The sequence below is a fragment of the Endozoicomonas sp. NE40 genome, from assembly GCF_040549045.1.
GTDB lineage: Bacteria > Pseudomonadota > Gammaproteobacteria > Pseudomonadales > Endozoicomonadaceae > Endozoicomonas_A > Endozoicomonas_A lisbonensis.
Window position 1 is genome coordinate 2,737,480 of the sequence record NZ_JBEWTB010000002.1, and the last position, 16,152, is coordinate 2,753,631.

The window sequence follows — 16,152 nt, forward strand, 5'->3', positions numbered from 1 at the left end:
GGACAGGTGGTTGATAAGGCTAATGGTCATGGAATCGCCACTGCGGGCAGTATCACGGTCAATGACCACCATTATGAATTTACCCCCAACAGTAACTTTGATGGCAACGCGGTACTGGATTACACCCTGTCCGACGGTACTGATACCACTGCCACCCAGGCGACTCTCCGCTTTAATGGTACCAATGATGCGGCAGTGATCAGCGGAACGGATACCGGGGCCGTTACAGAAGAGGCAGCCGCCACCTTAACAGTCACAGGCAAACTGGATATCACGGACCAGGACGCTGGCGAGGCAGTCTTCTCTGCCGGAACCATGAACGGCACCTTCGGCTCAGTCACCATTGACGCTGACGGTAACTGGACTTACACCGCCGACAACACCCAGAGCGCTATCCAGTCACTGGGCGATGGTGACAGCCTGACGGACACGCTGACAGTTCAGTCCGTTGATGGCACCACCAAAGGCATTACCATAACTATCAATGGTACCAACGATGCGGCGGTGATCAGCGGCACAGATATCGGCAGTGTGACAGAAGATGGCGCAGCCACCTTAACTACAACTGGCAAACTGAATGTTACTGATGCCGACACCGGCGAGGCCAGCTTCACCGCAGAAACGATCAACGGCACCTATGGCTCAGTCACCATTGACGTCAACGGTAACTGGACTTACACCGCCGACAATACCCAGACTGCTATTCAATCACTGGGCGACGGCGACAGCCTCACTGACACCCTGACGGTTCAGTCTGTTGATGGCACAACGCACGATGTCACTATCACCATCGACGGCATTAACGATGCTGCTGTGATCACCGGTACTGCCTCTGCCTCTTTCACCGAAGACGACGCAGCCACCTTAACCGCAACCGGCACGTTGGGTGTTACCGATACTGACACCGGCGAAGCCAGCTTCACTGCAGAAACGATCAACGGCACCTACGGCTCAGTTACTATTGATACTAATGGCAACTGGACTTATACGGCAGACAGCACCCAAACGGCCATCCAGTCTCTGGACGACGGCGACAGTCTAACTGAAACCATCACGGTTCAAGCTTTGGATGGTACGCCTCACGATCTGGATTTCACCATCAACGGTGCAAACGACGTAGCGGTTACCACACAGGTTGACCTTGGTGCTACTAACGAAGACACCGCCATCGTTATCACCAAAAATCAGCTGCTGGCCAATGCAACAGATGTCGATGGCGATACCCTCAGCGTCAACAGCTTAACGCTGATGGATGCCAGCCACGGCACTCTCACCGACAACGGTGATGATACCTGGACGTTTACACCGGCTACTGACTTCAATGGTTCTGTTACGCTGGATTACAATATCTTTGACGGTACTGACACTACATCGACCCGGGCCACATTGGACATTGCTGCGGTAAATGATGCTCCGGTATTTGAGTCTGCTACAAACATCAATGCCCCGGATGACGAAGTTATTCATAGCTCGACTGCAGGGGACCAGAATTCCTCAGACCTTTCCCGTTTGGAGGACGGTGGTTACATTTCAGTGTGGGTATCTGAAACTAATGCAATCAAGGCTCAGAAATTTAATGCTGACATGATACCGGATGGTACAGAATTCCAGATTAATTCGACAACACCAACAGGTGATGATTACCTTAGAAACCCCTCCGTTGCCGTTCTGGATAATGGCAACTATGCCGTCCTCTGGGAGCACCTTGATCCGGGGAACACTCCCGGGTCGCGTATTCGTGTCTTCGATAGTGCTGGCAACGAAGTGAAAGCCGAGAGCAGCTTTGCAGGTGATTACTACTATGACAACAACATTGTTGCTCTGAAAGATAACCGCTTTGTCTCAATTGGTATCGATAGCGCCAACAGCCGGAAGCCAACCATACTCATACTGGATGCCAATGGTGATACGCAAACAACGATTATCCATGAGCAGGGTTTTGGTTCTTATCAATGGGGTGATCCTGATATCACTGCACTGGACAATGGTGGTTTTGCTGCAGTCTGGAGAGATAGCAACAGCAATGATGATAACGCCGTTCTGAAGATTTATGCCGCTGATGGCTCTGATGTATCAGGCACGATCAACTTTGGCAATACAGCACCTGCCAACAGTAAGGATGTAAGCATTACTGAACTCAGCAATGGCAATATCGCCGTTGCTTATCAAAGCGGCGATACAGTCTATATTCAGCAGTGGAGCAGTGATGGAAGCAGTGCAGGCACACCAACGGTTGTCAATAGCTCTGCCGGTGACGAGAGTTCGTTCAGGGTTCAGGCATTGCATAATGGTGAGTTCTTTGTCACCTGGCAGTCTCAGGCTGATGGGCAGACAGACTGGAATATCCTCGGCAGGCATTTTGATGCCAGTGGTAACCCGATTTCTGATGAGCAGATAATTAATTCAAGCACCGGCTCGAATCAAGTTGACCCTCAAATCATTCAGCTTGAGAGCGGTGAACTGAAAGTAGTATGGACATCAAATCACTCTGGCAGTAATGACATCGTGCAAACGACCATTGGCGTACGTCAGGTGATTGAAGGTGCCAGGAACGGAACATTGGTCGGAAAAGCCACTGTTACAGATGCAGAAGGCGATAGCTTAACCTTTTCTTTAAGCGATGATGCCGGGGGACGGTTTACCATTGATAGCAACACAGGTGAGATCACCGTTGCTGATGGCTCTCTGCTGGATCATGAGACGGCAGAAACCCATACCATTACGGTGGAAGTGTCTGATGGCAGTCTCAGCAGCACACAGAACTATACCATCCGGATCACAGACCGAAACGACGCAGCCACCACCACGCAGGTTGACCTTGGTGCTACTAACGAAGATACCGCCATCGTCATCACCAAAGACCAGCTGCTGGCGAATGCAACGGATGCCGATGGCGACACGTTAAGTGTCAACAGCTTAACGTTGACGGATGCCAGTCACGGCACCCTGACCGACAATGGCGATGACACCTGGACGTTTACACCGGCGGCTGACTTCAACGGCAATGATGTCGAGTTCACTTACAACGTGAATGACGGCACTGCAGACACTGCAGGCACTGCCGTGATTGACGTGACAGCGATCAGTGACGCAGCCGTTATTGCGGGAACAGACTCAGGCAGTGTGACAGAAGACAATGCCGCCACACTCACCACTTCCGGCACTCTGACCATCACTGATACTGACGCCGGTGAAGCCAGCTTCACTGCGGAAACAATTAATGGCACTTATGGTTCAGTCACCATCGACGCTGACGGCAGCTGGACTTACACCGCCGATAATACCCAAACAGCTATTCAGGCTCTGGGCGACGGTGACACCCTGACAGACACAGTAACGGTTCAGTCCGTTGATGGCACCACTAAAGACATTGCTATAACCATCAGTGGTGCCAACGATGCGGCAGTGATCGGCGGCGTTGATACCGGTTCTGTGACAGAAGATGACGCCGCAACACTAACAGCTACCGGAACGCTAACGGTTACTGATGCTGACACCGGCGAAGCCAGCTTCACCGCAGAAACGATCAACGGCACCTACGGCTCAGTCACCATCGACGCTGACGGCAACTGGACTTATACCGCCGACAACACCCAGACTGCAATTCAATCACTGGGCGACGGCGACAGTCTGACCGACACAGTGACAGTTCAGTCAGCTGATGGCACCACCAAAGACATCGTCATCACCATCAGTGGTACCAACGATGCCGCGGTAGTTGGTGCCGTAGACCTGGGGAGTATTAATGAGGATGCCAGCATCACTATCACGGCTGCCCAACTGTTAGCCAATGCTTCTGATATTGATGGTGATAACCTGAGTATCTCTGGCCTGACCCTTGATAACGTCGCCCATGGCTCACTGACCGATAACGGTAATGACACCTGGACGTTCAATCCGGTCGCTAACTTTAATGGTGATGATGTCGGCTTTAGCTTTGCAGTATCCGATGGAACAACAACGACCTCCGCCACGGCTGCTGTCGATGTTCTGGCAGTCAATGATGCCCCAGAAGCTCAGGAGCTGACCCTGACAGTCTCAGAAGACGATGCGAGGCAGACGGCTCAGTTGACTGCCACGGATGTAGAAGGAGACAGCTACAGCTTTAATATTCTCAGTCAGCCATCAGAAGGTCAGGTCACTAGCAGCTTTGTAGGCCATTACAAGCTGGCAAATGACAGCTCCGACACTACCGGGCAAGGACCTGATGGAAGCAGTAATGGTGGTGTCAGCTTTGTTCAGGATCCAGACCGCGGGCCAGTCGCTGACTTTGACAACAGTGGAATGATCACCCTTGCCTTGGACAACGATGCCGTAGACGCTTTGCCCGCGCAGTCGTTATCCGTTGGGGGGTGGGTTAAAGTCGACAGTGCTGACTCGTGGGGTGGCTTTATGGGGCTATTCCAGGACAACGGTACTTTTGAAAAAGGTTGGGTTCTGGGTAGCAGTGGGAACAAGTTCAGCTTTGCCCTGAAATCCAGTGATAGCAGTAGTATGACTTATCTCGTTAATAATGAGAGCTTCAATACTGGAGAGTGGTACCACGTTGCTGCAACTTATGACGGCTCGACCATGAAGCTGTTTGTAAATGGCGATCTCAAGGCAAGTTCGACAGCACAAAGTGGTGATATTGATTATCCGACTTCAGGCGTGTACCAGATAGGTGCTTATAAGGATGACAACGAGTTTCATGGTCATGATGGTCAGCTCAGTGACCTCAGGGTATACAGCGAAGCTCTGAGTGAACCGCAGATTCAGCAGGTCATGGGGGGAAATGATCTCGGGAATTTCCAATTTGAGCTGGGAGATGACTTTCAGGATCTGGCAGAAGGAGAAAGCCGGGATGTAAGCTTCACGTATGAAGCCGTCGACAGTCATGGACAAGCCAGTGACCCGAAAGTGGTGACCATTACTGTTACGGGAACTAACGATGCGGCTGTCATCACTGGCACTCAGACAGCCAGCCTCACAGAAGACGACGCAGCCACTTTAACCGCAACCGGCAAACTGGATATCACTGATGTTGATACCGGCGAAGCCAGCTTCACTGCCGAAACGGTCATTGGCACCTACGGCTCAGTCACCATAGATACTAACGGTAACTGGACTTATACCGCCGACAATACCCAGACCGTCATTCAGTCACTGGACGACGGCGAAAGCCTGACGGAAACCATCACCGTTCAGGCTTTGGATGGTACGCCTCATGATCTGGATTTCACCATTAACGGCAGCAATGACGTAGCGGTCACCACGCAGGTTGATCTTGGAACTACCAACGAAGACACCGCCATCGTCATCACCAAAGACCAGTTAATAGCCAATGCAACGGATGTTGATGGTGACACGCTCAGCGTTAACAGCCTGACTCTGGCAGACAGCAGCCACGGTACGTTGACCGACAACGGCGATGACACCTGGACGTTTACACCTGCAGAACATTTCAATGGTGACGATGTTGCGTTCAGCTACAACGTTAACGACGGCACCGCTGACACGGCTGGCACCGCAGTTATTGATGTGACCGCTGTGAACGATGGGCCTGATGCCGCAGATTCTCAGGTTACATTACAGGGAACAGAAGATACGACGCTGGTCATCACTAGAGGCGAGCTCCTTGCCGGAGCATCGGATGTTGAAGGCGATACCTTAACCATCAGTGATGTGTCGTACAGTGGTGCGGATGGTACGCTCACTGAAGTGAGTAATTTTGTCTTTGGCAGTGATACGGATAACAAGATAGAAGTCACCGAGAGTCTGGAGAGCTTTGATGCCTTCTCACTGGAGTTTGAGTACACGTCAACGGGCAATCACTCGGGAAGTGTTGATGCCGTGGTCAGCATGGCAACCTCAAACAATTCGAACTCATTGCTGGTTGAAACTATTAACAGTGATGGTTCGATCAGAGTTTGGGTTAATGGCTCTCACACTAGCTTCTCTGAGATCAATTTTCATGACGGCGCAACGCACAACATCACATTAACCTGGGATAATACAACCGGCGACCTGAAACTGTATGACAACAACCAGCTGCTGGCTACTAAAACAGTGTCGCAGGGCGACACTATTCCTGAGGATGGCTGGTTGATCCTGGGGCAGGAGCAGGACAGTATTGGTGGTGGCTTCCAGTCTGAGCAATCCATGACCAATGCAGAACTTGGTAATGTCACCTTGTCGTATGATCTGGTGAGTCAGACTGATGTAGAGGCGGGTATCAGCGTGGCCGATGCCAGCTCTAATCTGGCTGTGAACCTGCAAGGCCAAAATGGACAGGTGGTTGATACAGCCAATGGTCATGGGATTGCCACTGCTGGCAGCATTCATCACGCGCATGCCCATTATGAATTTGCACCCAACGCACACTTCAACGGCGATATATTACTGGATTATGAGCTGTCTGACGGCACGGATACGACAGCGACGCAGGCAACCCTGACCTTTGCAAACACCAATGATGCTGCAGTAATAAGCGGTACGGACACCGGGGCTGTTACGGAAGACGACGCAGCCACCTTAACCGCAACCGGCAAGCTGGATATCACTGATGTTGATACCGGCGAAGCCAGCTTCACAGCGGAAACGATCAACGGCACCTACGGTTCAGTCATCATTGACGCTGACGGCAGCTGGACTTATACCGCCGACAACACCCAGGCTTCTATTCAGGCATTGGGCGACGGCGACACCCTGACTGACACAGTGACAGTTCAGTCCGCTGATGGCACCACCAAAGATATTGTCGTCACCATCAGTGGTACCAACGATGCGGCAGTGATCGGCGGCGTTGATACCGGTTCTGTGACAGAAGATGACGCCGCAACACTCACAGCTACCGGAACACTAACGGTTAACGACGCTGATACCGGCGAAGCCAGCTTCACTGCAGAAACAATAAACGGCACCTATGGTTCAGTCACCATCGACGCTGACGGCAGCTGGACTTACACCGCCGATAATACCCAAACAGCTATTCAGGCTCTTGGCGACGGTGACACCCTGACAGACACAGTAACGGTTCAGTCCGTTGATGGCACCACCAAAGACATTGCGATAACTATCAGTGGTACCAACGATGCAGCGGTGATCGCCGGTGCTGATACCGGTTCCGTGACAGAAGATGACGCCGCAACGCTCACAGCTACCGGAGCATTAACGGTTACTGACGCTGACACCGGCGAAGCCAGCTTCACCGCAGAAACGATCAATGGCACCTACGGCTCAGTGACCATCGACGCTAACGGTAACTGGACTTACACCGCCGACAACACACAATCAGTCATCCAGTCACTGGACGACGGCGAAAGCCTGACGGAAACCATCACGATCCAGGCTCTGGACGGTACGCCTCATGATCTGGATTTCACCATCAACGGCGCTAACGACGTAGCGGTCACCACTCAGGTTGATCTTGGCACTACCAACGAAGACACCGCCATCGTCATCACCAAAGACCAGCTGCTGGCCAATGCAACAGATGTCGATGGTGACACCCTCAGCGTCAACAGCTTAACGCTGACGGATGCCAGTCACGGTTCTCTCACCGACAACGGTGATGATACCTGGACGTTTACACCGGCTACTGACTTCAATGGTTCTGTTGCGCTGGATTACAATATCTTTGACGGTACTGACACTACATCGACCCGGGCCACATTGGACATTGCTGCGGTAAATGATGCTCCGGTATTTGAGTCTGCTACAAACATCAATGCCCCGGATGACGAAGTTATTCATAGCTCGACTGCAGGGGACCAGAATTCCCCAGACCTTTCCCGTTTGGAGGACGGTGGTTACATTTCAGTGTGGGTATCTGAAACTAATGCAATCAAGGCTCAGAAATTTAATGCTGACATGATACCGGATGGTACAGAATTCCAGATTAATTCGACAACACCAACAGGTGATGATTACCTTAGAAACCCCTCCGTTGCCGTTCTGGATAATGGCAACTATGCCGTCCTCTGGGAGCACCTTGATCCGGGGAACACTCCCGGGTCGCGTATTCGTGTCTTCGATAGTGCTGGCAACGAAGTGAAAGCCGAGAGCAGCTTTGCAGGTGATTACTACTATGACAACAACATTGTTGCTCTGAAAGATAACCGCTTTGTCTCAATTGGTATCGATAGCGCCAACAGCCGGAAGCCAACCATACTCATACTGGATGCCAATGGTGATACGCAAACAACGATTATCCATGAGCAGGGTTTTGGTTCTTATCAATGGGGTGATCCTGATATCACTGCACTGGACAACGGTGGTTTTGCTGCAGTCTGGAGAGATAGCAACAGCAATGATGATAACGCCGTTCTGAAGATTTATGCCGCTGATGGCTCTGATGTATCAGGCACGATCAACTTTGGCAATACAGCATCTGCCAACAGTAGCGATGTAAGCATTACTGAACTCAGCAATGGCAATATCGCCGTTGCTTATCAAAGCGGCGATACAGTCTATATTCAGCAGTGGAGCAGTGATGGAAGCAGTGCAGGCACACCAACGGTTGTCAATAGCTCTGCCGGTGACGAGAGTTCGTTCAGGGTTCAGGCATTGCATAATGGTGAGTTCTTTGTCACCTGGCAGTCTCAGGCTGATGGGCAGACAGACTGGAATATCCTCGGCAGGCATTTTGATGCCAGTGGTAACCCGATTTCTGATGAGCAGATAATTAATTCAAGCACCGGCTCGAATCAAGTTGACCCTCAAATCATTCAGCTTGAGAGCGGTGAACTGAAAGTAGTATGGACATCAAATCACTCTGGCAGTAATGACATCGTGCAAACGACCATTGGCGTACGTCAGGTGATTGAAGGTGCCAGGAACGGAACATTGGTCGGAAAAGCCACTGTTACAGATGCAGAAGGCGATAGCTTAACCTTTTCTTTAAGCGATGATGCCGGGGGACGGTTTACCATTGATAGCAACACAGGTGAGATCACCGTTGCTGATGGCTCTCTGCTGGATCATGAGACGGCAGAAACCCATACCATTACGGTGGAAGTGTCTGATGGCAGTCTCAGCAGCACACAGAACTATACCATCCGGATCACAGACCGAAACGACGCAGCCACCACCACGCAGGTTGACCTTGGTGCTACTAACGAAGATACCGCCATCGTCATCACCAAAGACCAGCTGCTGGCGAATGCAACGGATGCCGATGGCGACACGTTAAGTGTCAACAGCTTAACGTTGACGGATGCCAGTCACGGCACCCTGACCGACAATGGCGATGACACCTGGACGTTTACACCGGCGGCTGACTTCAACGGCAATGACATCGAGTTCACTTACAATGTGAATGACGGCACAGCAGACACAGCAGGCAGTGCCGTGATTGACGTGACAGCGACCAGTGACGCTGCTGTTATTGGGGGAGCAGACTCCGGCAGTGTGACAGAAGACAACGCCGCCACACTGACCACTTCCGGCACCCTGACCATCACCGATGCTGACGCCGGTGAAGCCAGCTTCACTGCAGAAACCATCAACGGCACTTATGGTTCAGTCACCATCGACGCTGACGGTAACTGGACTTACACCGCCGATAATACCCAGACCGTGATTCAGTCACTGGACGACGGTGACACCCTGACAGACACAGTAACGGTTCAGTCCGTTGATGGCACCACTAAAGACATTGCTATAACCATCAGTGGTGCCAACGATGCGGCAGTGATCGGCGGCGTTGATACCGGTTCTGTGACAGAAGATGACGCCGCAACACTAACAGCTACCGGAACATTAACCGTTACTGACGCTGATACCGGCGAAGCCAGCTTCACTGCAGAAACGATCAACGGCACCTACGGCTCAGTGACCATTGATAACAATGGCAGCTGGACTTATACCGCCGACAACACCCAGACTGCTATTCAATCACTGGGCGACGGTGACACCCTGACTGACACAGTAACGGTTCAGTCCGTTGATGGCACCACTAAAGACATTTCTATAACCATCAGTGGTGCCAACGATGCGGCAGTGATCGGCGGCGTTGATACCGGTTCTGTGACAGAAGATGACGCCGCAACACTCACAGCTACCGGAGCATTAACGGTTACTGACGCTGACACCGGCGAAGCCAGCTTCACTGCAGAAACGATCAACGGCACCTACGGCTCAGTCACCATCGATGCTAACGGTAACTGGACTTACACCGCCGACAACACTCAGACAGCTATTCAATCACTGGACGACGGCGACAGTCTAACTGAAACCATCACCGTTCAAGCTTTGGATGGTACGCCTCACGATCTGGATTTCACCATCAGCGGCGCTAATGACGTAGCGGTCACCACTCAGGTTGACCTTGGTGCTACCAACGAAGACACCGCCATCGTTATCACCAAAGACCAGCTGCTGGCGAATGCAACGGATGCTGATGGCGATACGTTAAGTGTCAACAGCTTAACGTTGACGGATGCCAGCCACGGTACCCTGACCGACAACGGCGATGACACCTGGACGTTTACACCGGCAGAACACTTCAACGGAGATGATATAGAGTTCAGTTACAACGTTAACGACGGCACCGCTGACACGGCTGGCACCGCAGTTATTGATGTGACCGCTGTGAACGATGCGCCTGATGCCGCAGATTCTCAGGTTACATTACAGGGAACAGAAGATACGACGCTGGTGATCACTAAAGGCGAGCTCCTTGCCGGAGCGTCGGATGTTGAAGGCGATACCTTAACCATCGGTGATGTGTCTTACAGTGGTGCGAACGGTACGCTCACTGAAGTGAATAATTTTGTCTTTGGCAGTGATACGGATAACAAGATAGAGGTCACTGAGAGTCTGGAGAGCTTTGATGCCTTCTCACTGGAGTTTGAGTACACGTCAACGGGTAGTCACTCAGGAACTATTGATGCTGTGGTCAGCATGGCAACCTCAAGCAATTCGAACTCATTGTTGGTTGAAACTATTAACAGTAATGGTTCGATCACTGTTTGGGTTAATGGCTCTCACACTAACTTCTCTCAGATCAATGTTCATGACGGCGCAACGCACAACATCACATTAACCTGGGATAATACAACCGGCGACCTCAAACTGTATGACAATAACCAGCTGCTGGCTACTAACACAGTGTCGCAGGGCATCACTATTCCTGAGGATGGCTGGTTGATCCTGGGACAGGAGCAGGACAGTATTGGTGGTGGCTTCCAGTCTTCACAGTCCATGACCAATGCAGAAATTGGTCGTGTTACTTTGTCGTATGATCTGGTGAGTCAGACTGATGTAGAGGCAGGTATCAGCGTGGCCGATGCCAGCTCTAATCTGGCTGTGAACCTGCAAGCCCAAAATGGACAGGTGGTTGATACAGCCAATGGTCATGGGATTGCCACTGCTGGCAGCATTCAGGCGAATGACCATTACGAATTTGCACCCAACGCACACTTCAACGGCGATATAGTACTGGATTATGAGCTGTCTGACGGCACGGATACGACAGCGACACAGGCAACCCTGACCTTTGCAAACACCAATGATGCTGCAGTAATAAGCGGTACGGACACCGGGGCTGTTACAGAAGACGACGCAGCCACCTTAACCGCAACCGGCAAGCTGGATATCACTGATGTTGATACCGGCGAAGCCAGCTTCACTGCCGAAACGGTCATTGGCACCTACGGCTCACTCACCATCGATACTAACGGTAACTGGACTTATACCGCCGACAATACCCAGACCGTCATTCAGTCACTGGACGACGGCGAAAGCCTGACGGAAACCATCACCGTTCAGGCTTTGGATGGTACGCCTCATGATCTGGATTTCACCATTAACGGCACCAATGACGTAGCGGTCACCACGCAGGTTGACCTCGGCACTACCAACGAAGACACCGCCATCGTCATCACCAAAGACCAGTTACTAGCCAATGCAACGGATGTTGATGGTGACACGCTCAGCATTAACAGCCTGACTCTGGCAGACAGCAGCCACGGTACGTTGACCGATAATGGCGATGACACCTGGACGTTTACACCGGCAGAGCATTTCAACGGAGACGATATAGCGTTCAGCTACAACATTAACGATGGCACCGCTGACACGGCTGGCAGTGCAGTCATTGATATTACCGCTGTCAATGATGCGCCTGATGCCGCAGACACACCGGTGACACTGCAAGGTTCCGAAGACACGGTTCTGACGATCAGCAACGACCAGCTGCTGGCGGGAGCGACAGATGTCGATGGTGATACCGTGTCCATCAGTGATGTGTCGTACAGTGGCACCGACGGAACCCTGGCGGAAGCACACGGCTTTGTGTTTGGGACGGATACTGACAATAAAATTGAACTCACGGAGAGGATGCAAAGTTTTGATGCTTTCTCCCTGGAGTTTGAGTACACATCCACTGGCGCTCATACCGGCAGCATTGATTCACTATTTAGTATGTCTACAAGCGACAGCAGTGATAACGAGATTCTGCTGAGACAAAATAACTCAACCGGAGAGATGTACCTCACGCTTAACAACGGATCGACAGTAAACTTCTCAGGGCTGAACATTAATGACGGTGACACACACAACATCACCCTGACATGGGACAATACGACGGGCGAGGTAAAGCTGTTTGACAATCATCAATTGGTGAGTACGCATACCCTTTCTCAGGGCACCACTCTGGATGCTAATGGTTGGGTCATACTGGGTCAGGAGCAAGACGATTACGGACGTGGCTTGGATTCGAGCCAGTCCCTGACTAATGCGAGGATGGAATTTGTCACCCTCTCTTACGATGCCGTCAGCCAGACCTCTATTGAAAGTGGCATGAGCGTAGCGGATGCCAGCACAAACCTGGCCTTCGACCTGAGGGCTGAAAACGGACAGGTGGTTGATAAGGCCAATGGTCATGGAATCGCCACTGCGGGCAGTATCACGGTCAATGATCACCATTATGAATTTACGCCTGACAACAACTTTATTGGTGATGTTGCTCTGGACGTTGTCCTGTCCGATGGTACGGAGACCACGCCAACACAGGCAACACTGTCGTTTAGTAATGTGGATAATGACGCACCGGAAGTGGTCACTGCCCTGACAAACCAGTCAGCCACGGAAGATGCATCGTTCAGTTACACATTGCCAGCCAACGCTTTTGCTGATCCTGATAGCGATACCATTACCTTCTCTGCCAGCCTGCCAGATGGCAGCCCGTTACCGGCATGGTTAAGCTTTGATGCAGCCACCCGCACCTTCAGCGGTACGCCTGAACAACAGGATACCGGCTCTCTTGCAGTACAAATTAGCTTGTCGGATGGCACTGAAACCACGGATGTTCTCTGGTCAATTGACGTTACAGAGGTTAATGATGCGCCAGAGCTTGCTTCTCACTCATTGGTTGAAGAGATCGTCGCAGCTTATAGCTTTAACGACAACGAAGATGCCACAGGCAATGGTCATAATCTGACACTGAGCGGCAGTGCTACCACAGGCACCGGATATAACGGTTCCGGAACCGCCTTTGAAATGGATGGCACAGACGGGGCTGGCGAAATTGCCGGGCTGGAAACCGGTGGTGCAATGTCGGTATCGACATGGGTACGATTCGACAGCTTTGACGACAACTGGTCAAGAATCTTTGACTTTGGTGATGGAGCAGGCAATAACAACATCTTGCTGGGGCATGTCGGCAGAACCAATGATCTGGGCTTCCATGTTATCAATGACACGAACGCTGGAACGTACAAGTTTGAAATACCGGACTTCTTTACAGCGGGTGAGTGGGTTCATGTAACGACCACCATTGCCGCTGATGGCACCATGAGTATCTATAAAAATGGAGAGCTGGTCGAGGCAAGGGCGGGGGTTGTTCCCACAGAAACGGTTCGGAGTAACAACTATATCGGCAAGAGCCACTGGAGTGTTGACGGTGAGCTTGACGGAGCCATTGATGAGTTCGCTGTTTACAACAAGGCACTCAGTGCCGCAGAAGTGAAAGCTGTTTTCCAGGCGGGTGATATTGACAGCCAATTGGGCGATGCGTTGCATATTGAAGAAAACAGCGCCAATGCCAGTGTGGTCGGAACCGTGTCAGCCCAGGATGAGGAAGGCGCTGCAGTGAGCTATTCGCTGACAGATGATGCCGGGGGACGCTTTACCATTGATGCGTCAACAGGTGAAATCACGGTAGCGGATAGCTCGCTGCTTGATCATGAGTCCGGAGCCAGTCATACCATTACTGTTGAAGCCAGTGATGGAGGCGTAAGCTCAACGAAGGATTACACCGTTTATGTTACGGATGTAAACGAAGTACCGGTGTCTGCCGATAATGCCCTGTTGCTCAATCAGGGCGACAGCCATAACTTCAGGGAAAGCGACTTCAGTTTCAGTGATGATGATCATGATGACAGTCTGCAGTCGATCACCATTACCGCAGTGCCTGACACCGGCTCACTGCTTCTGAACGGGGTAGCCGTGACAGTCAACCAGACCATCAGTCAGGCTGATATTCAGAACCTGTCTTATACGGCACCTTCTACCGACACAGACAGCAGTAGTAGCTTTAGCTTTACCGTGAGTGATGGCAGCTTATCCAGTGCCACGCAAACCTTCTCTTTAAATGTTCGTGGCACTGTGTCAGACAATTTGTTAACCAACCCCGGTTCTACTAGTGGGTTGTCAGGCTGGACGGTGACTGAAATTAATGATGGTGGCTGGACTGCAGGCACCGGAACCAGCCACGACGGGGATGGTTCCAGCTGGGCGGTGTCTGATAACTGGAACAGAAAAGCCCAGACGGTTGATCTGTTAGCAAAAGGCTTCTCAGCCGAGTTCCTGGATACCGTTCCAACCATTGATATAAGCGACTGGTTCCGTCAGCGCGGCAGCGTTGCTGATGAATATCAGTTGCGTGTTGAGGTACGTGACGCTGACCAGAATGTGATTGCCTCCTACGATTCGGGTGAACTGACTGCTGCCGGAGGCTGGCAGGAAGCGAGCCATTCATTTGCCAATTATGGTGCCGGAGCCCGTTACATTCACTTTGAACATGGTGGTCGTGATGGCGAAGGTGAAGGAGGGCATTCCGGAACCCTTATTGATGACGCCAAAATCATCATCTCCCAGAATGACACTGCCTATCTGGTTGGAACCGATGGCGCAGAAATGATTAAAGGTTCAGGGGGCAGTGATGTTATTGAGGGCAAGGGAGGCGCTGACCTGATTTTCGGTGGAGCAGGCGATGATATTCTGACCGGTGGTGACGGCTCTGATCACTTTATCTGGCATCTTAATGATGTGGGTACGGCTGCTGACCCTGCAGAAGACACGATTACTGATTTCCATACGGGTGAAGGCGGCGACGTTCTGGACTTGAGTGATGTGCTGGTGGATGAAGAAAATCACCAGCTGGATGAGTATCTGCACTTCAATTTCGAAAATGGTGATACTACGGTGGAAATCAGTAGTCAGGCCAATGGCGATGTGACCCAGAAAGTGACACTGAAGGGTGTGGATTTATCGTCTACGGGGGGCTCTGATGCAGAGATTATCAATAACCTTCTGGATGACGGTAACCTTCAGATCGATCAGTGATCGGTCTGATAACCTTTTCTTGTTTGGTACTGTTGCCCCATAGCGATTGAAGAACTATGGGTCGCCCGCTGTATGGAAAGGTTTAGTGGCAGGCAGAAGGTGATGAACCTGCCATTTTCAGACAGGCTCATGGGGTCGTGAGTTATTCGTCTTCCAGTACATGATTCGCCAGATCCAGAACCACATGGCGAATGTGATAATCGTCCAGTTCATACAGCATCTGCTTTCCCTTCCGGGATGATTTAAGAATACGCGCCTCTCGCAAACCTCGCAGGTGGTGGCTGGTGAGGGGCTGGGACATACCTGCAATTTCAGACAGGCAACATACAGGTTGCGGAGCATCAAGGCAGGCCATGACGAGCCGTAATCGTCCTTCATCACCCAGCAGGCGAAACAATGAGGCGAGTCGGGTCAGACGCTCATCGGATAAACCGGGGATTTCTGTAAAGCATGTCTGCTGGGAGTCAGTCATAGGTTACATTTTCTGGGTTTTACTGATTGAGGGCTCCAAGGGAGTCTAACCTCTTCAATCGAATAGAAAAAGTCTTTATTCATTCGGTTTGAAGAGTCGTTGAAATAGACTGTGTACATTAAATCGCAGAT

General features: G+C 51.4%; 2 protein-coding genes (1 of these 2 only partly in view). One reads left to right on the plus strand and one right to left on the minus strand.

The genetic code is table 11. The features are described 5' to 3' along the window. On the plus strand, positions 1-15,549 hold the final stretch of the coding sequence (locus V5J35_RS13345; RefSeq protein WP_354016406.1) for a VCBS domain-containing protein. 18,483 nt of this gene lie to the left of the window's left edge; 15,549 of the gene's 34,032 nt are visible here — the last part of the coding sequence; the start codon falls outside the window, past its left edge; it ends in the stop codon at positions 15,547-15,549. Between the two features lie 142 nt (positions 15,550-15,691). Here the strand turns inward: V5J35_RS13345 and V5J35_RS13350 are convergent, their stop codons facing one another. Further along, entirely contained in the window at positions 15,692-16,021 is a 330-nt protein-coding gene (locus V5J35_RS13350) for an ArsR/SmtB family transcription factor (protein WP_354007611.1), read from the minus strand. Between the last annotated feature and the right edge of the window lie 131 nt (positions 16,022-16,152).